The 17826-nt window shown below is 74.4% G+C and carries 14 protein-coding genes; 12 read left to right on the top strand and 2 right to left on the bottom strand.

Going from position 1 to position 17826, the window contains the following annotated elements:
- Nucleotides 1-10: 10 nt before the first annotated feature.
- A complete protein-coding gene (locus ACZ5CW_RS39810; protein WP_468610467.1) occupies nt 11-1432 on the bottom strand; it encodes a hydrolase in 1422 nt (473 codons plus the stop codon).
- 141 nt (nt 1433-1573) lie between these two features.
- Entirely contained in the window at nt 1574-3316 is a 1743-nt protein-coding gene (locus ACZ5CW_RS39815; protein WP_468610469.1) for an eCIS core domain-containing protein, read from the bottom strand.
- 283 nt (nt 3317-3599) lie between these two features.
- Here ACZ5CW_RS39815 and ACZ5CW_RS39820 point away from each other — a divergent pair, with 283 nt between their 5' ends.
- The 12 genes from ACZ5CW_RS39820 to ACZ5CW_RS39875 all read left to right on the top strand — a co-directional run bounded on the left by ACZ5CW_RS39820 (nt 3600) and on the right by ACZ5CW_RS39875 (nt 17699).
- A complete protein-coding gene (locus tag ACZ5CW_RS39820) occupies nt 3600-5213 on the top strand; it encodes a phage tail sheath family protein (protein ID WP_468610471.1) in 1614 nt (537 codons plus the stop codon).
- Between the two features lie 71 nt (nt 5214-5284).
- Nucleotides 5285-5728 (top strand): phage tail protein, encoded by a 444-nt coding sequence (locus ACZ5CW_RS39825; protein ID WP_468610473.1) that lies wholly within the window; start codon nt 5285-5287, stop codon nt 5726-5728.
- On the top strand, nt 5728-6246 hold the full coding sequence (locus ACZ5CW_RS39830; RefSeq protein ID WP_468610475.1) for a hypothetical protein: 519 nt from the start codon (nt 5728-5730) through the stop codon (nt 6244-6246). The genes ACZ5CW_RS39825 and ACZ5CW_RS39830 overlap by 1 nt, the downstream gene beginning before the upstream one ends.
- Nucleotides 6243-6401 carry a DUF6760 family protein gene (locus ACZ5CW_RS39835; protein WP_468610477.1) on the top strand — a complete coding sequence of 53 codons (159 nt, stop codon included), beginning with the start codon at nt 6243-6245 and terminating at the stop codon, nt 6399-6401. The genes ACZ5CW_RS39830 and ACZ5CW_RS39835 overlap by 4 nt, the downstream gene beginning before the upstream one ends.
- A 3159-nt stretch (nt 6402-9560) precedes the next feature.
- Nucleotides 9561-10064, top strand: coding sequence for an extensin (locus tag ACZ5CW_RS39840; protein ID WP_468610479.1), 504 nt, complete (start codon nt 9561-9563; stop codon nt 10062-10064).
- Nucleotides 10065-10101: 37 nt separating this feature from the next.
- Nucleotides 10102-10524 carry a phage tail protein gene (locus tag ACZ5CW_RS39845; protein ID WP_468610481.1) on the top strand — a complete coding sequence of 141 codons (423 nt, stop codon included), beginning with the start codon at nt 10102-10104 and terminating at the stop codon, nt 10522-10524.
- A 14-nt stretch (nt 10525-10538) separates the two neighbouring features.
- Entirely contained in the window at nt 10539-11264 is a 726-nt protein-coding gene (locus ACZ5CW_RS39850; RefSeq protein ID WP_468610483.1) for a CIS tube protein, read from the top strand.
- Complete coding sequence (locus tag ACZ5CW_RS39855; RefSeq protein WP_468610485.1) at nt 11264-13171, top strand: VgrG-related protein; 1908 nt, start codon at nt 11264-11266, stop codon at nt 13169-13171. Before ACZ5CW_RS39850 ends, ACZ5CW_RS39855 begins: the two co-directional genes overlap by 1 nt.
- Before the next feature lie 40 nt (nt 13172-13211).
- Nucleotides 13212-13646: a GPW/gp25 family protein gene (locus ACZ5CW_RS39860; protein ID WP_468610487.1), complete on the top strand. Its 435-nt coding sequence runs from the start codon at nt 13212-13214 to the stop codon at nt 13644-13646.
- A complete protein-coding gene (locus tag ACZ5CW_RS39865) occupies nt 13646-15607 on the top strand; it encodes a putative baseplate assembly protein (protein WP_468610489.1) in 1962 nt (653 codons plus the stop codon). The genes ACZ5CW_RS39860 and ACZ5CW_RS39865 overlap by 1 nt, the downstream gene beginning before the upstream one ends.
- Nucleotides 15607-16206, top strand: a complete 600-nt coding sequence (locus ACZ5CW_RS39870) for a phage tail protein (protein ID WP_468610490.1) — start codon at nt 15607-15609, stop codon at nt 16204-16206. The genes ACZ5CW_RS39865 and ACZ5CW_RS39870 overlap by 1 nt, the downstream gene beginning before the upstream one ends.
- Nucleotides 16203-17699 carry an NADase-type glycan-binding domain-containing protein gene (locus ACZ5CW_RS39875; RefSeq protein WP_468610492.1) on the top strand — a complete coding sequence of 499 codons (1497 nt, stop codon included), beginning with the start codon at nt 16203-16205 and terminating at the stop codon, nt 17697-17699. Before ACZ5CW_RS39870 ends, ACZ5CW_RS39875 begins: the two co-directional genes overlap by 4 nt.
- Nucleotides 17700-17826: the final 127 nt, after the last annotated feature.

Raw genomic sequence — 17826 nt, forward strand, 5'->3', positions numbered from 1 at the left:
GCCCGGCCTGTCACACCGTGAGCTTGACGGCTTCCAGGTACCGGTCGTTCTCGAGCGCGCCGCCGAAGATGAACTCGGGGCGCTGCTTCGCGCAGCCCTGCGCGCCCCAGTCGAAGTCGTGCACGCGGGAGGTCTGGCACACCTGCCCGGTGCCGACGTTGATGGCGAAGCCCAGCATGTCCGGGGAATCCTGCTTCGTGCTGCCGACGTAGTTGTCCTCGCCGTCGGCGATGACGGCCGTCCAGCTCGGCGACCACTGCCCCTTGCCGTCGGTCGAACCGTCCTTGTGGAGGAAGGCGTTGGCGGCGGAGCCGCCGGTCCCGGCCACCGCGATGTTCAGTGCCCTGATCGGGAGGTCACGGTCGACGGTGCCCGCCATGGTGCCGTCGCACACCGGTTTCTGCCAGCCCTGTCCGGTGACGAAGGCGCGATAGCAGACGTGCCGACCGGCCGGGTCGTCCTTGGCGAGGCGCCGTACGGCCGTCGCGGCGGTCTCCTGCGGCGGCTTCTGGGTGACGGTGGCCCCGCCACCCCCGCCCCCGTCCCCGTCCCCGCCGTCGCCGTCGTCGCCCGTGTCCGGCGCCGCCGGGGGCGTGGTGGCGGCGGCCGTGGGCGGTGGCGGCGGGGTCACCGACGGGGACGCGCTGGGCGCGAGGGTCGCTCCGGCGGCGACCTTCTCGGTAGCGCCGCTGCCCACGCCCGGCTTGTAGGCGATCCACAGCATCACGAACGTCACCGCCAGCGCGGTCAGCACCCCGAAGAACGTCGCCAGCCAGCGGGGCAGGAACCCGCGCTGGACGTAGGTGCCGTCCACGGGGAGCGGTTCGACGCCCGAGCGCATCACCGACAGCGTGAAGGGGCGCTGCTCCTTCGCGCCGAACCAGATGATCCGCCGGGGCTTCAGCGTCGCCTTCACGAACGCGGCGCGGCCCGGGTCGATCTGCACACTGCCCGGACGGATGTCGTACGACAGCTGGTCGCCGTTGTCACTGCCGGCGATCGACGCCGTCAGGCGGGTGTTGCCGATGTTGTCCACGGCCAGTTGAGGGCGCCCCCGGAAGCGCCCCTTCACCGTGGGCGGCACCAGCTCCGCCCGCACCTCGGTGAACGGGGTGATGGTGAGGTTGCCCTCGGGTACCGTCACCGCCTCGGGATGCTCCGTCGGCGTGATCCGCACCGCGTACGGATTGGGTCCCGCCGTCGCGTCCGGGGAGCGCGGCGGCGCGAAGCGCAGCTCCACCGCTCCGGTCGTGCCGGGATACAGGCGCAGCGTCGCCGGCTCGACCGTCGTCCACGGTGCGAGCGGCCCCACCGGCTCGAAGCGGTACTCGTCCACCACGTCACCGGTGTTGCGCACCCGCAATCGCACCGTCGTACTGCTCCCCGCGTCCACGGTCGCTGAGGCGGGTTCGAGAGAAGTCCACAGGCTCACCCGTCGACGCTAAAGCGGGGCACGGCGCCGGGTCAGCGGACCGCGGGGCAGTGTGGGTGTCCTCAGGGGCAGAGTTGCCGGGGGGTCCCGGGCGGAACGTCCCCGGCGCGGCGTCTGCGGCAGGTCTTCCGGGCGGGCGGTTCACACGTCGCGGTGGAAGCGGTTCTCCTCGTCGGCGACGAAGTACCCGAACGCCTTCTCGGTGAAGGCCGGCCATTCGTTGTAGTGCAGGACGGGAGCCCGGCGCAGTTCGACGAGGATCTGCTTGCGGTGCGCGGCGGCGGCCGGATCGCCGTCCTGCTGCGCCGGGGCCGGGATGTCACGCGGGAGGAACTCGTTCTCCCGCGGCCACACCGGGTCCCGGCCCGCGAGGACCTCACCGATGATCTCCGCCGCCCTGGCGGCGAACTCCGCTATCGACGGGTCCAGTTCGACGAGGAGAGCGAGCACGTCCTGCACCGTCGTCCCGGCACCGACGACCCCGTCGGCGACCAGGGCCTCCCACAGTGCTCCCAGGTCCGTCTTGACGAGGACGGGCTGGTCCTTGTCCAGGACGGTGGAGAAGGCCACGAAGTGCAACACGGCAGAAGCGATCGCCTGGAGCGCCCCCCTGGCGCTGCCCAGCGCCGCGCCGGTCGTCTCGGGCATGTGCAGGCGCTTGGCCAGCTTGTCCGGGGAGAGCGCCTCGACCTTGCGGCCGACCGCCGCGAGCGCCGCGATCTCCTCCCTGGTGTCGTCCTTGTCCCAGTGCGGCTTCCCGACGCTGTAGAAGTCGTCGCGATGCTCCTCGTCGGCGTCGGCGTGCTGGAAGAGGCCGGGCAGCGCGTCCAACGGGATGTCGGGATTGACCTGTGGCTGCGCGCTGTCGTCCCGCTGGTAGACGGTCACGTACACGTCACCGACCTCGAACTCCCGCTCGTCGCTCATGAGGAACATGGCGGCGGCGACCTTGCGTATCTCCTTGATGGTCCGCGCGAGCAGGTCGGCGTCCGAGAACGGCTCGGTGACGAACTCCAGGTTGCCTCCGTCGCTGACCAGCTTCCAGGTCTCCCCGTACAGCGTGACCGGCACCTCCACCACCTCCGGCTCCGATCCCGACTGTCCCTCCGTGCGCTCGAAGAGCGAGTCGGAACCGGAGTCGGACGCCGTGGTCGACCTGACGGTGACCTCGCTGCGCATCTGCTGGAACTCGAAGCCGACCCGCGCGTCCGTCGCCACCCGGCGCTGCACCGCCGCGCCGTCGCCCGCCACGGGTGCCGCCGGCACCTCGGCCACGCCTTCCACGGGTGCGTCCGCGCCGGTCTCCACCGCGCGCTGCACGGGTGCCGGGCCGGACATGACACGGTCGGCGTTGGCCTCCGCGGCCCGCTCGAACCGGTCGCCCGGGTCGCTGACGCTGAGCCCGCCGCCGGTGTCGGTGCCGGCGACCGGTCCCCGGCGCTGCTGGAGAACGTGGGTGAGTTCGTGCGCGAGGGTGTGCTTGTCCCGGCCGTTCCAGACGACGTGACTGCCCGAGGTGTACGCCGACGCCCCGATCTCCGCCGCGGACCGCTGGGCCACGACGTCCGTGTGCAGGCGCACCCCGCCGAAGTCGGCGCCGCCGAACCTGCCCTCCATCTCGGAGCGCAGCGACGCTTGCATCGGCGTGCCGGAGCTGCGCAGAACCTGGTGCACGAGGGAACGCTGCACGGCCGGACCGTGCCCGCAGTTCGCGTCGTGCTCGTGCCGCTCGGCCTCGACGGCCGCCGTGACGGCGGCGTTGCCGGCGGCGCGCTGGAGCGCGAGAATCCCCGCGGCGCGCCCCGGCAGGAGCGGCGGCCGAGCCGTGCGGGCGCCCTCCGCCCTGTCTGCGGCCCGCTCGCTTCCCTTGTGCTGTGCGCGCACCCGCGCTCCCCTCGACGGCGGCTTCACCCGAGTCCTCTGTGTCCTGCCGCCACGCTCCCGGTTCTCCGCCCGGAGGGCGGGAGTTCGGCGGCACCGTCCCGGTCCTACCAGGGGGCGGGGCGGGCGGGGAAGGTACGCGCGGGCAGTCCCGGGGGCAGCGCGGCCGGTTGCCCTTCGGGGCAACGGGCCTGCCCCCGGTCCGGCCCCGCAGGACGTACCGCCGCCGGTTCACGCGCGTGAGGCTGAAGGCAGTCCTGTCTCGTACCCCTGAGGAGAGCAGAGCATGCCGTCCTACCTGTCGCCCGGCGTCTACGTCGAGGAGGTGGCCAGCGGCTCGCGCCCCATCGAGGGGGTGGGCACGTCGGTCGCGGCCTTCGTGGGGCTCGCGCCGACCGGCCCGCTGAACGAGCCGACGCTGGTCACCAACTGGAGCCAGTACGTCGCGAGCTTCGGTGAGTTCACCGACGGGTACTACCTCGCGCACTCCGTCTACGGCTTCTTCCAGAACGGCGGCACCGCGGCCTACGTCGTCCGGGTGGGCGGCTCGGCCGAAGGCGCCGCCTCCCAGAACGGCTCGACCGGCCGGACCCCCGCCGTGCCGGTCGAGTCCGCGGCCCAGGCCCAGCTGCCGGCCGCGGAACCGCGGCAGCTGGGCACGTTCGCCGTGACGGCCGTCGCCTCCGGCGCCGAGGGCCCGCTGAGCGTCGAGGTCGCCGACCCGGAGGGCGAGGGCCCGCCGGAGCGTTTCCGGCTCGTCGTCAAGGACGGCGACAAGGCGGTGGAGACCTTCGACGTCACGGCGAAGAAGGGCGGCCGCAACTACGTCGTCACGCAGGTCAAGGAACGCTCCAGGCTCATCACGGTGACCGAGGCCGCGCCGGCCGCGCAGCTGGTCCGGCCGGACAACCAGACGCTCGCCCTGCCCGCCCCTCCGGCCGCTCCGGCCCCGGCCCCGGGCGCGCCGTCGGGCACGTCGGAGGACGCGCACCCGGGCCCGGCCCGTTATCTCGGCGACTCCGCCGACCGCACCGGCTTCGGCGGTCTGGAGGCCGTCGACGAGATCTCCATGGTCGCGGTGCCCGACCTGATGGCCGCCTACCAGCGCGGGGCGATCGATCTGGAGTCGGTCAAGGCCGTCCAGCTCGGCCTGATCGCGCACTGCGAGCTGATGGGCGACCGGGTCGCCGTCATCGACCCGCCGCCCGGCATGAACGCCCGTCAGATCCGGGTGTGGCGGCAGGAGACGGCCGGCTACGACTCCAAGTACGCGGCCCTGTACTACCCGTGGATCAAGACGTTCGACCCGAGCACCGGCCAGAGCCGGCTGGTGCCGCCCAGCGGACACGTGGCGGGCATCTGGGCCCGCAACGACTCCGAGCGCGGCGTGCACAAGGCGCCCGCGAACGAAGTGGTGCGCGGTGCCGTGGACCTGGAGATCCAGATCACCCGGGGCGAGCAGGACCTGCTCAACCCGATCGGCGTGAACTGCATCCGCGCCTTCCCGGGCCGCGGCATCCGCGTGTGGGGCGCCCGCACCCTCTCCTCCGACCCGGCCTGGCGCTACCTGAACATCCGCCGGTACTTCAACTACCTGGAGGAGTCGATCCTGATCGGCACCCAGTGGGTGGTGTTCGAGCCGAACGACCACGCCCTGTGGGCCCGGATCCGGCGGAACATCTCGGCGTTCCTGGTCAACGAGTGGCGCGCCGGCGCCCTGTTCGGGCAGCGGCCGGAGGAGGCGTACTACGTCAAGTGCGACGAGGAGACCAACCCGCCGGAGTCGGTCGACGTGGGCCGGGTGGTGTGCGAGATCGGCATCGCCCCGGTCAAGCCGGCCGAGTTCGTGATCTTCCGGCTGGCCCAGTTCTCCAGCGGCAGCGGTGAGCTGGAGGAGTAGGCGCACCGCCGCCCCGTGCTCCGCCCCGCCCCCGCCCCTTCCACTTCTGATCCCTGAAGGACAGCGAACACATGAGTCTCCAGCCGGGTGACGCCCTCACGTCACACAACTTCGGCCTCCAGATCGACGGCGTGATGGTCGAGTACCTGGCCGAGGTCAGCGGTCTCAGCATCGAGCAGGACGTCATCACCTACCAGCAGAACACCCCCAACGGCCAGAACGTGGTCAAGAACCTGCCGGGTGTGAAGAAGAACGGCACCTGCACGGTGGTGCGGGGCATGACCCAGTCGGCGTCGTTCACCCAGTGGATCAACGAGTCCATCGCCGGCCACATGACCACGGCCCGGAAGAACGCCTCCATCATCATGATGGACTTCGAGAACAACCCGGTGAAGCGCTACCACCTGCGCAACGCCTGGTGCAACAAGATCGACGCGAGCACGGTCAAGGCCGGTGAGGCCTCCGCCCTCACCGAGACGGTGACCATCGCGTTCGAAGAACTGGTCATCGAGTAATGCGCCGCACGGCCACCAGGGCGGCCGGCGCGGTCGCCCACTCCGACGGCGACCCCGCGGACCAGGGCGGCACGGAGACGGACGCCCCGGCTCCGGTACCGGCCGCTGCGCCGCCTGCCGCGCGGCAGGCGCCGTACCAGCAGGACGAGTTGCGCACCGAGTTCCCGTTCCAGCTGCCGCGCGGCTACGTCGACGAGGCGGGCACCGTCCACCGGGACGGCGTCATGCGGCTGTCGACGGCGCGCGACGAACTCGTACCGCTACGGGACATGCGGGTCCAGGAGAACCCGGCGTTCCTCTCGGTCGTCCTGCTCGGCAGGGTCATCACCCGGCTCGGCACGCTCCCGATGGTGCACGACGGGATCGTGGAGAACATGTTCGCCTCCGACCTGGCGTTCCTCCAGGACTTCTACCGCCAGATCAACGCGGAGGGCCACACCCGCGCGGCGGTCGAGTGCCCGCACTGCGCCGAGTCCTTCGAGGTGGAACTCGGCGGGAGCCGCCTGGGGGAATCGTGACGTACGCGACCGACCGGCTGCACGAGGAGATCGCGTACATCGCCTACCACTTCCACTGGAGCATGAGGGACATCCTGGACCTGGAACACCGCGACCGCCGCCGGTGGACGGGCGAGATCGCGTCCCTGGTGACGCGCGCGGCGTCGGAGGGCTGACGGGTGGGGCTTCTGGACCGGCTGCGCGCAGGCGCGGCGAAGCGCCGGACGGCAGACGCGGCGGAGGCGCCGACCTCCGCGTCGGCACGGCCGCATCCGGCCGACGCCCCGGCCGGCCCGCCGTCCGGAATCACGGGCGCCGGAGGATCCGGTGCGGGTATGCCGGGCGCCGGGCGGCCCGGTGCCCAAGGGTCCGGTGCGGGTATGCCGGCTGCCCGGCCGCGCGGTGGCGGGGCGGGGGTGTCCGTGCCGGCTCCGGCCTGGCCAGGGCTGGCGCCTATCCGGCGCAGCCTGGCCGCGGGCGCGTCCGGTGTGTCGGACGCGGCCTTCGGCGGTCGGCTGCCCACATGGCAGAACCCGTCGTTCACGGCCACGGCCTCGCCCTCGGTGCTCGACGGCCGTGCCGCCGCCGGGCTGACCGGCGGCACGCCCCGGCCCGCCCCGGCGCGTCCGGTGGCGGGCCTGGAACTCCCGGCCGGGGGACTCCCCCTCGCGGGACCGGCCCCGGCGGTTCAGCGGGCTCCGGCCGTGCCGCTACGGCTGTTGCCGCCGACGGTGCCGGGTGGCCCCGTTCCGGCCGCACCGACGGCTCCGCGCCGCGTCACCACACGCGTGCCACAGGCGCGCCCCGCCCCGGCGGCGGGTACGAGCGCGGGGCCCGGTGGGGCTGTCGATGCGGGTACGGACACGGACATGGGCACGGACGGAGGTGCGGGTGCCCCCTCGGAGGGGCGCGCCGGAACGGCTCCGGCACCGAGTCCGGCTCGGGTCCAGAGGAAGCGCCTCGGGCCGGACCCGGCCTCCGGGACGGTGGCTGCCGCCGGACCCATGAGTTCCGCGGCGGTCCCGGCATCGCAGTGGGCCGCACGCCCGGACGAGGCCAGGACCGGAACCGGGAGCGGAGGCGGTACCAGGACCGGAAGCGGCCCCAGTGCGGGTGCCGGAAGCGGAACGGGTGCCGGTGCCGGTGCCGGAAGCCGTACGCGTGTCGGTGCCGGTGCCGGTACCGAATCCAGGACCGATGCCGGTGCCGGTGGCAAGGCCGGAAGCCGAACCAGTGCCCGTACCAGCGCAGCTGCCGCGACACCCGCCGGTTCCGGTGCCACGACACCCGCCGGTTCCGGTCCCGGGACGGCAACCGGGCATGGTGCCGGGACGGCAACCGGGCACGGTGGCCCGGTCTCCCGCACCCCCTCCCCCACCGTCCCCCTCTCGGCCCCCGCCGCGGCCGGTCCGGCGCCCGGCGTGCGGCGGTCGGCGGCCGTGCCCGAGGGGCCGGCAGCGCCGGCCGTGCCGGGCTCCCCGGGCACGCCGAACATGCCCGGAACCGCGGAGGGCCCGGCCGTCGTACGGCCCCGCCCGTCCGCGTCGTCGGCGATCACGGCGGTGCCACCCGCGTCCGGCCTGCGGGCACGGACCGCCGGTACGGCCCCGGTGCCGTCGTCACACTCCTTCACCAGCGCCCGGACCGGGACTCCCCCGGTGCAGCGCCGCACCCTGCCGGTGGCACATCGGCTGTCCGCGCCTCCGGACTCCGGCGCGCGCCAGCCGGTAGCCGCCGAGGACACGAGCGGGGCGGCGGGGCGAGCGGGTCACCGGGACGGCGGTGCCGCGCCTCCCGGCCCTTCGGCCGCTACCGCCAAGGCTCCGGCCCCGGCCGCACAGGCACCCGCTTCCACGCCCGACCCCGTCCAGCGGTCCGCCGGCAGGTCCGAGGCGAACCCCCCGGTCCTGGGCGGCGGGAACAAGACCTCAACTCCTCCGGCGCGGGCCGCCGTCGAGGCGTCCACGGACACCGGCGGGCCCACCGCGCCCACCCCCGCGACGAGCGGCCGTACGACGGACACGCCCGCCTCGGCGGCACGACCCGACGCCCGCCCGAAGGGATCCGCCGACGCCCCCTCCGCCCCACCGGGCCCCGGACTCCCGCTGACGGGCACCCCTTCCCGTCCCGCCACCCCGGCTCGCCCACCGGCCACGGGCGCCTTGGCCGGCTCACCCCGCGTGCTGCGCGGCACCTCCGCCCACGGGGCACCCCGCGCGGGTCTCGGCGCCCCGCTCCCGTCCCGCCCGGCCCCGCCGACGACCCCGCCGCCGCGTCCTCCGCACGCCGGCACCGCACCTGAGAAGCCGGCTTCGGCAGCAAACCCCGCCGCTCAGGCTCCGGTTCAGCGCGCCGTGGGCGGAGCGGCCGAGGACGGCGCCACCGATCCGAGGCCGCCACGGCCCGCACCCTCCACCCGGCACCAGCCCGCGGAGCGCCCGCACCCCGACGGCAGCCGGGCGACGCGCCCCACCGCTGACGGCGGCGAGCGGGATCGCGAGAGCCGGAGCCGGCCCGGGCCCGGTTCGCCGCCGCACGGACAGCCGCCCTCCCTCAGGGCCGGGACGGACGACGGATCCCGGCCCGCGACACCGGTCCAGCGCCGCTCATCGGACCGCCCGAACGAACCGACCGGAGCCACCCGGCCGACGCGAACGACCCGAACACCCGGACCGACCCCGTCGACCGGCACGGACACCGCGCCGACGCAGCCCGCGGGTCCCGCCCCGGACTCGTCGAACGCCCCGGCCCGGCTCCCGGTCCAGCCGGCCACGCCGGCCCCGGTACCGGGAGAGCCTCACGTCCAGCACCGCACGTCCCCCTCCTCCGCACCGGTACCCGCCGGCACCAGCACTGTGCAACGAGCCGTGTCCGCCCGCCGGAGCCCGTTGGGCGCGCCGGTGCCGGCCGTACCCGCCGGTGCCACCCCGTTGGCCGCCCCGGCGGCTCCCGTTCGGCCGGCTGCTCCTCCGGCTGCTCCCTCGGCCAGGTCGGCGCCCCCGCTCCCGGCACCGCCGGCGCCCCCGTTCGCCGCCGTTCCCCCGGGCGCGCCGGGCACCGGACCGGTGGCCCCGGTCCCCGCCGGGCGCCCCGGCAGGACCGCCGGGGAGCCCGGTCAGGCGGGTCCGCCACCCGTCCAGCGAACCGCTCGCGCTGCCGCACCCGTCCCCCGGCTCGCCCCGACGGCGACCACGGTCGGACCGGCGGGGGCACCGGGCCCGGGGACCGCCCCGCCTCCTGCGCCACCGACCGCCGGGGCCGGCACCACGGCCGATACCGGTGCCGGTACCGCGCCGCCTGCCGGGCCCCCGGCGACCGGCGCGTCCGCGGAGCCGTTGCCCGTCCAGCGGTTCTGGCGGAAGCAGGCGTCCTCGTCCGGTCGTCGCGGCACCCGGGCGACCGGTCACTCCGCCGTCGGCGCACTGGCCTCGTCGGCCGCCGCGACCGTCGCCACCGACCTGAGCCGGAACTCCGGACCGGCCGGTGGCCACCGCGCCGAGGCCCCGCCGCCGTACACCGCCCGACCCGCGACGCCGCCGCCGTACACCGCTCGGCCCGCGACGCCGCCGCCCCCGTACGGAGCACCGCCCGGCGGTCCGTCCTCCCACGGGACGGCGCCGCACGGGCCTCCCCCGGTCCCGCCGCCCCCGTACACGGACGGCGGCTCGCCCCCCGCGTACACGGGGGTCCCCGCCGGCGCCTTCGACCCGAGGGAGCTGACCGACTTCCAGCTCGACGAACTCGTGCACCGCATCATCGGCCGCGTCACCCGGCTGATCCGCACCGAACTGCGCATGGACCGCGAACGCGTCGGCCGGCTCCGCGATCCCCGCCACTGACAGACCAGTGACACCACTGACAGAAAGGTCCGCCGCGATGTCCCGCCAGGACCCGGGCTCCACCATCTGGTTCACCCTCAGCATCGACGGCGAGAGCCTCGGCTACTTCAACGGCTGCCAGGGACTCTCGTCGCAGGTGGAGGTCGAGCAGCGCCAGGAGGGCGGCAACAACGGCTTCGTCTGGCACCTGCCCACCCGGGTCACGTTCTCCACGATCCGGCTGACCCGTCCGCTCACCCCGGACACCACCAAGGTGGCCAAGTGGATCTCGTCGGTGCAGACCGGGATCAAGCGCCCCACCGCCCAGATCGCGGCGCTGCGCGCGGACGGCTCGGAGGTGGCCCGCTGGGGCCTGATCGACGTACTGCCGGTGAGCTGGACGGGACCCACCCTGGACCCCGCGAGCCCCGCCGTGGCGACCGAGGTGCTGGAGATCGCCCACCACGGATTCACGGACTGAGGGGACGGCACGACATGGCGAAGGGCAGCAGGGGCGGGGCCGGCAAGAGCCTCGTACGGGCCACGCTCGCGATCCACGAGCCGCCCGTCGGCACGAGCACCACGCCGGGCGGCATCATCAGGACCTTCCGGTTCGACTTCAACCCGGCGCAGCTCGCGCTGACCCGCCGCGCGGAGTGGAAGTCCACGCCCGCGCAGGTCGAACGGGACGGCTCGCTCCCCGAGTTCATGGGGGCACTGCCGCGCGAGATGAGCGTGGAGATCTTCCTCGACTCGTCCGACGAGCCGGCCGGTAACACCGTGCTGAAGAAGGTCGAGTCGCTGCTCGACTGCTGTGAGACGACGGCGCGGAGCGTCGACGCCAAGCAGCCGTCCCCACCCTGGGTGGTGCTCCAGTGGGGCTCGTTCTCCACGGCGCGTTTCACGGCGTACGTGAGTGAGGTGGAGGCGAGTTACACCCTGTTCGGCACGACGGGCGCTCCGATCCGGGCCACCTGCCGGATGCGGCTCCACGAGATCCCCGGGCAGACCCTGGGGCAGAACCCGACCTCCGGGGCGCTGAAGGCGCAGCGGGTCCACCGGGTGGTGGCGGGCGACTCGCTGCAGTCCCTGGCCTGGCGTGAGTACGGCGACGCGACCGTGTGGCGGGCCATCGCCGAGGCCAACGGCATCGACGACCCCTCCCGTCTGCCGACGGGCACGGAACTGGTGCTGCCCGCCGTCGAGGAGGTGCGTTCCTGATGCCGAAGTCCGCTTTCTCCAATGTCGTCGACGTGCGGATCGGCGGCGCCAAGCTGCCGCCGGAGTTCGCCCGCGCCCTCGTGGACTGCTACGTCGACCAGGGCGTCGGGGTGCCGGCCGCGTTCCGGCTGACCTTCCGTGACCCCTACCGGCTGCTGCTGGGCAAACTGGGCGTCACCTTCGGCACGAAGGTGGTCATCACGCCGGTCGCCGACGGGCAGGGGGCCGCCGATCCGCTGCTGACCGGCGAGGTCACCGGTCTGGAGGCGGACTACGACGGCACCGGCACGTTCACCGTGATCCGCGGCTACGACGCCGGTCACCGCCTGCTGCGCCAGCGCCGGGTCGCGGCCTACCGCAACCAGAGCGCCTCCGACATCGCCCGGAAACTGGCCACGCAGGACGGGCTGCCGATCGGCCGGATCCAGCCGACCCGGACCGTCTACGAGTTCATCAGCCAGTCCAACGTGACCGACTGGGACTTCCTGGCGCGGCTGGCCGACGAGAACGAGATGGTCATGTCCGTCGACGCGGAGGGGAGGTTCCAGTTCGTGCGCCCGCGCGAGGCGGCGGGGGCGCCCTCCCCCGACATCGGCGGCGACCGGAGCCCGTTCGTGCTCCAGGCGGGCCACGACATCCTGCGGCTGCGGTCCGCGGTGACCGCGGCCGACCAGGTGAGCCGGGTCGAGGCACGCGGCTGGGACGTGACGACCAAGAAGAAGCTGACGGCCAGCTCGCGGGCGAGCCTCAATCCGGGCATCGGGATCGGCACCACGCCGGCCGCCGCCGCGCGCAGCTTCAAACCGGCCCGGCTGGTCGGCACGGACACGCCCTACGACAAGCAGAGCGAGGTGCGGTTCGCGGCCGACGCCCTCGCCGACGACGTCACCGCGTCCTTCGCGGAACTGGAGGTCGCGGTCCGCGGAAACCCCAAGCTGCGGCCGGGAGTTCCGGTGGCGCTGGCGGACGTGGGCGCTCCGTTCGAGGGCAAGTACACGGCGACGTCGGTACGGCACGTGTTCGGCGACGGCACGCACTACGAGGCGTGGGTGACGGTCAGCGGGCGGCAGTGGCGGTCGCTGTACGGGCTGGCCTCGGGCGGCGCGGACACCGGCCCCCGGCTGCCCAGCGTGGCCAACGCCCTCGTCACGGACGTGCAGGACCCGCTGAAGCAGGGACGGGTGAAGCTCCACTTCCCCTGGCTGGACGACGCGTACGTCAGCGACTGGACGCGGACCGTGCAGCTCGGCGGCAAGGGCGGCGGCGGGGTGTTCCCGATGGACGTCGGCGACGAGGTGCTGGTCGCCTTCGACCGGGGCGCGCTGGACCACCCGTTCGTGATCGGCGGGCTCTACAACGGGCGGGACAAACCGACCACCGTCAAGGACGTGCCGCTGCACGACGGGCTGAAGAAGCAGGCGGCCCGGCACACCGTCGCCGACCGGACCGGCAACCGGCTGGACCTGCTGAGCCAGCGGACCGGCGGCCGTAAGCAGGGCGTCCGGCTCGCCACCGGCAACGACAAGCTGGTGATCAACCTGGACCGGACGAAGACGGAGATCACCGTGGACAGCAAGGGCGCCGTGAGCATCAAGGGCGGCCGGTCGGTGTCCGTGGAGGCGGGGACCGACCTGTCGCTGAGCGCGCGGCGGAATCTGAGCATCAAGAGCGGCGGCATGCTCGACATCGAGGGGCGCGGCCTGGTCAACGTCAAATCCCTCACCGGGGCGGTCACCGTGGACGCGTTGGGCGCCCTGACCCTGAAGGCGCTGGGCGCGGCGTCGATCACCGCGAGCGGCAGCGTGCAGATCACCTCCATCGCCAACGTGGGCATCCGTGCCCTCTCCGTCCCGATCGTGGGCGCGCTGACCTCCAACGGACTGGAAGTGATGGTGGTGCCGGTATGAGCGGGCGCACGGGCCGCCCGGAGAGGCGGGTGGGTCGCTGATGGCCGAACAGTTCGTCGGCTCCGGCTGGTCGTTCCCGCTGCGGATCGGCCCGACCGGCGGTATCGCCCTGGTCAGCGGCGAGCGGGAGGTCGAGGAGGCGATCCGGCTGGTGCTGTCGACCGCGCCGGGCGAGCGGCCGATGCGGCCGGACTTCGGCTGCGCGATCCACGACCTGGTCTTCGCGCCGGTCAACGAGCAGACCGCGGGCCGCATCCAGCACGAGGTCCACCTCAGCCTGGACCGGTGGGAGCCGCGCATCGAGGTCGAGGACGTCGAGGTCACGGCGGGCACGGACCGGAGCGTCCTCTACATCGACGTCCGCTACTCGATCCGCGGCACCAACAATCCGCGCAGCCTGGTCTTCCCCTTCTACGTCATTCCGTCCCACGACGAGCCGGGAAGCGACTCCCCGGCTCCGGAAAGCGATCGCTGATGGCCCTGCCCTCCCCGAATCTCGACGACCGCCGTTTCCAGCAGTTCGTCGACGACGCCAAGCGCTACATACAGCAGCGCGCCCCGGAGTGGACCGACCACAACGTCTCCGACCCGGGCGTCACCCTCATCGAGACGGTCGCGCACATGGCCGACCAGATCGTGTACCGGCTCAACCGGGTGCCGGAGAAGAACCACCTGGCCTTCCTGGACCTGGTGGGGATCACCCTGTTCCCGCCCACGGCCGCGCGCACGCACGTGACGTTCTGGCTGTCGGCCCCGCAGGAGGAGCCGGTGCGGGTGCCGCCCGGCACCGAGACGGCCACCGTGCGCACCGAGAGCGAGGAGGCGGTCGTCTTCGCCACCGAGCGCGATCTCACGATCGTCCCGTGCGCGCTGCGGCACCTGCTGGTGCAGCACCGCGGCGAGGCGGCCGTCGACCGCACGCACGACCTCGCCGACGAGGACAAGGACGTGCCGTGCTTCGCCGAGTCGCCCGGCGTCGGCGACAGCGTGCTCCTCGGCCTGACCGCCGCCGTGCCGCACTGCGCGCTCGCCCTCGACCTGGACAGCAGGGTGGACGGTGTCGGCGTCGACCCGCGGCAGCCCCCGCTGGTGTGGGAGGCGTGGACGGCGGACGGCTGGCAGCCCTGCGAGGTCGACCGGGACGGCACCGGCGGCCTGAACCGGCCGGGCGAGGTGGTCCTGCACGTTCCCGGCGGGCATGTGCTGTCCCGCAACGCCGGCCGGGAGGCGGGCTGGCTGCGCTGCCGGGTCACCGAGCCGCTGGCCGGGCAGCCCTTCTACACGACCTCACCGACGGTCCGCTCGGCCGAGGCGTTCACCGTCGGCGGCACGACGACCGCCGTGCACGCGGAGACCGTGCGCGACGAGGCGCTGGGCGAGTCGACCGGGCTGCCGGGACAGCGGCTGCGCCTCGCGCACGCGCCGGTGGTCGGTGACGAGCCGCCGGTGCTGCTCCAGACCGCGGAGCACGAAGGGTGGGCGGACTGGCGGGTGGTGCGCGACTTCGCGGCCTCCGGGCCGTCGGACCGGCACGTCACGCTGGACGCCGCGACCGGTGAGATCGCCTTCGGGCCGGCGGTGCGCGAACCGGACGGCTCGCTGCGCCAGTACGGGGCGGTCGCCGCGAAGGGCACGCCGATCAGGGCCCGCCGCTACCGCACGGGCGGCGGCCGGGCCGGCAACGTGGCCCGGGGCGCCGTACAGATCCTGCGCACCTCCATCCCGTACGTCTCGGAGGTGGCCAACCGGGAGGCCGCGCGGGGCGGGGTGGACGGCGAGACGGTGGAGGAGGCGAAGGTCCGGGCGCCGATCACGCTGCGCGCCCAGGAACGGGCGGTGACCCTGCGCGACTACGAGGAACTGGCGCGCCGCGCCGCTCCCGAGACCGCCCGGATCGCCTGCCTGGAGGGCGAGGAGAGCGAGCACGGGGCCTACGCGGTCCGGGTGCTGGTGGTGCCGCAGGCGGTGGCCGATCCGGGCGGCCGGCTCCGCTTCGAGCAACTGGTGCCCGGGGACGGCCTGCTGGAGCGCATCACCCGGCACCTGGACGAACGCCGTTTGATCGGCACCCGGTTGGCGGTCGGCCCGCCGTACTACCAGGGGGTGACGGTCGTGGCCACGGTGCACGCGTTTCGCGGGGTGGACACCGACCGGGTCCGCCGGGAGGCGCACGACGCCCTCTACCGGCATCTGGATCCCCTCACCGGCGGTGCGGAGGGCGCCGGCTGGCCGTTCGGACGTCCGGTCCAGAGCGGCGAGGTGTTCGCGGTGCTCCAGCGGGTGCCGGGCGTGGAACTCGTCGACGAGGTGCGGCTGCACCCGGCGGATCCGCTGACCGGCAAGCGCGGCGACGCGACCGACCGCATCGACCTGTCGGCGCCGTCCCTGGTGTTCTCCTACGACCACCGTGTCCGGGTGATCGGGGACGGCTCCTGATGAGAGGCTCCATCGACGGCCTGGGCTCGTCCGCGCCGATCGGCATGATGCTGCCCGCCGTGTTCGCCGACGACGACCTCGCGCAGCGGTTCGTCGCCGGGCTCGACGACGTGCTGGCCCCCGTACACAGCGTCCTCGACTGCCTGGACACGTATTTCCGGCCCTCGCTGGCCCCGCTCGACTTCGCCCGGTGGCTGGGCGACTGGGTGGGGGCCGAGACCGAGGGCACGGAGCGGGAGCCGCTGCTGCGGGCCGCCGTGGCCGCCGCCGCCCACCTCCACCGCATCCGGGGCACGCGGAGCGGCCTGGTGGAGGCGGTGCGCCTCGCCTTCGGGGTGCGCCCGGAGATCACCGAGAGCGGCGGGGCGTCCTGGAGCGCCAGTCCGCTGGGCGGGTTCCCCGGCGAGGCCCGGCCCGCGCTCCATGTGCATCTGCGCCTGCCCGACCCGACCCCCGCGGACCGGCACCGTCTCGACACCCTGGTGGCCGCCGCCCGCCCCGCCCACATGCCGTACGCGGTGCGGGTGACCGCCGTGGACCGCGCCGATGCCGACGGTGCCGAGGGCGCCGTACCCACCGAAAGGACCTCCGAGCGATGACGACCCCCCAGAACTGCGCCGAATGCGGCACCCGCGCGGAACCGGGCCAGTCGTTCTGCGACGCCTGCGGGGCGGTGCTCGGCTGGACGGACCGGGCGGCGGCGCGGGCCTCGGCCGGTTCTCCGGCTGCCGGGACGACGGCCCGCGCGGGAGCGGACGCCCCTGCCGGGGCGCCGGGGACCAGGCCGGAGGGGCGCCCCGCCGACGCGGCGGCGCCCGCCGCGGGGACCGGGCACTCACCGCGCACCGGCGACCCGGGAGAGCCGGCGGCCACCGACCGTCGGCATGACGGGAACGCCCACCGCGCGGCGCCCGCCGCGACCGGCGACGCCTCGCACACCTCGGACGCTGCACGGACCTCCTGGCACACCTCGGACGCCTCGGCCGACACCGGCAGGCACGGCGCCCGGGCGGCGGCTTCCCCGGACACGGCACGGGACCCGGCGCACACGCCGCACACCGGCCGTCCCGGAGCCCCCGCGTCCGCACCGGCCGCCCCACAGCGGGCGCCTCGATCCGGGACCGCGCCCACCGCACCGCTGCCCTCGGCGGCACCCCCCACGCCCGGCTCCGGCGGCGCTGCCGACGACGGCCTGACCGACCGGGCCCGCCGTCTCCTCGTCCCGGTCACCGACCCCGAGGCCCGTCCCGACGCTCCTCCCTCCGTCGACCCGGTGCTGCCCGGACGCCCGGAGCACCGGCGCCCGCAGACCGTACGGGCTCCCGGGGAAGAAGTCGGCGCGCACGGGGGCACGCCCTGCCCCTGGTGCGCGACGCCCAACCGTCCCGAACGGCACTTCTGCGCGCGTTGTGCGATGCCCATGGCGGGCGAAGGGCGGCCGGTGGTGGCCGGGCGGCTGCCGTGGTGGCGGCGGCTGCGGTGGTCCGGCGACCGGGAGACCCCGTGGGCCGGCGACCGGCCGCGACTGCGCCGCGCCTTCGACCGTGTCCTGAGCTGGCTGGGCGCCGCGCTGGTGCTGGCTCTGCTCGTCGTCCTGGTCGTCAACATTCCCAAGGGCGCGCAGGCGACCCGCGACCACTTCGCCAAGCGCGCCCCGGTCGCCCCGGACAGCTACAGCGCCTCTCGTTCCTTCCCGGGCCACAAGCCCCAGTTGGCGTTCGACAAGCTCAACAACACCTGGTGGGGGCCGGGGGTGGCGGACTCCGGGCAGGGCCAGTGGATCGAGGCCCGGTTCACCGAACCGACCCGGCTGCTGGACCTGCTGATCACCCCGGGCGAGTCGATCCGCCCGGACCAGCTCTCCCGGTCCGCGCTCCCGCACCGCGTGGAGGTGCGCGTCACCGGCGCGGACGGCAGGACGACGACCCGGGGCCTCAACCTGGACCAGGGCGCGGGCGCCCAGCGCATCTCGTTCCGCGTCGGCAAGGTCACCGCGGTCCGCTTCACCCTGCAGTCGGCCTACCAGCCGTCCCCGACCAAGCAGGTGGCCATCGCCGAGATCGAGTTCTTCGGCCCGTCCAACGCGTCCTGACGGTCTCTCCCCCGCGCCTTCGGGGAGCTACGGTCGCGGGGGGGGGGGGGGGGGGGGGGGGGGGGGGGGGGGGGGGGGGGGGGGGGGGGGGGGGGGGGGGGGGGGGGGGGGGGGGGGGGGGGGGGGG

It is taken from the genome of Streptomyces sp. NPDC031379 (genome assembly GCF_055569615.1).

Bases quoted from the DNA above. Each gene is read 5' to 3' on its own strand.
- ACZ5CW_RS39820 (WP_468610471.1), top strand. From the start codon at position 3,600: ATGCCGTCCTACCTGTCGCCCGGCGTCTACGTCGAGGAGGTGGCCAGC.
- ACZ5CW_RS39825 (WP_468610473.1), top strand. From the start codon at position 5,285: ATGAGTCTCCAGCCGGGTGACGCCCTCACGTCACACAACTTCGGCCTC.
- ACZ5CW_RS39830 (WP_468610475.1), top strand. From the start codon at position 5,728: ATGCGCCGCACGGCCACCAGGGCGGCCGGCGCGGTCGCCCACTCCGAC.
- ACZ5CW_RS39845 (WP_468610481.1), top strand. From the start codon at position 10,102: ATGTCCCGCCAGGACCCGGGCTCCACCATCTGGTTCACCCTCAGCATC.
- ACZ5CW_RS39850 (WP_468610483.1), top strand. From the start codon at position 10,539: ATGGCGAAGGGCAGCAGGGGCGGGGCCGGCAAGAGCCTCGTACGGGCC.
- ACZ5CW_RS39855 (WP_468610485.1), top strand. From the start codon at position 11,264: ATGCCGAAGTCCGCTTTCTCCAATGTCGTCGACGTGCGGATCGGCGGC.
- ACZ5CW_RS39860 (WP_468610487.1), top strand. From the start codon at position 13,212: ATGGCCGAACAGTTCGTCGGCTCCGGCTGGTCGTTCCCGCTGCGGATC.
- ACZ5CW_RS39865 (WP_468610489.1), top strand. From the start codon at position 13,646: ATGGCCCTGCCCTCCCCGAATCTCGACGACCGCCGTTTCCAGCAGTTC.
- ACZ5CW_RS39870 (WP_468610490.1), top strand. From the start codon at position 15,607: ATGAGAGGCTCCATCGACGGCCTGGGCTCGTCCGCGCCGATCGGCATG.
- ACZ5CW_RS39875 (WP_468610492.1), top strand. From the start codon at position 16,203: ATGACGACCCCCCAGAACTGCGCCGAATGCGGCACCCGCGCGGAACCG.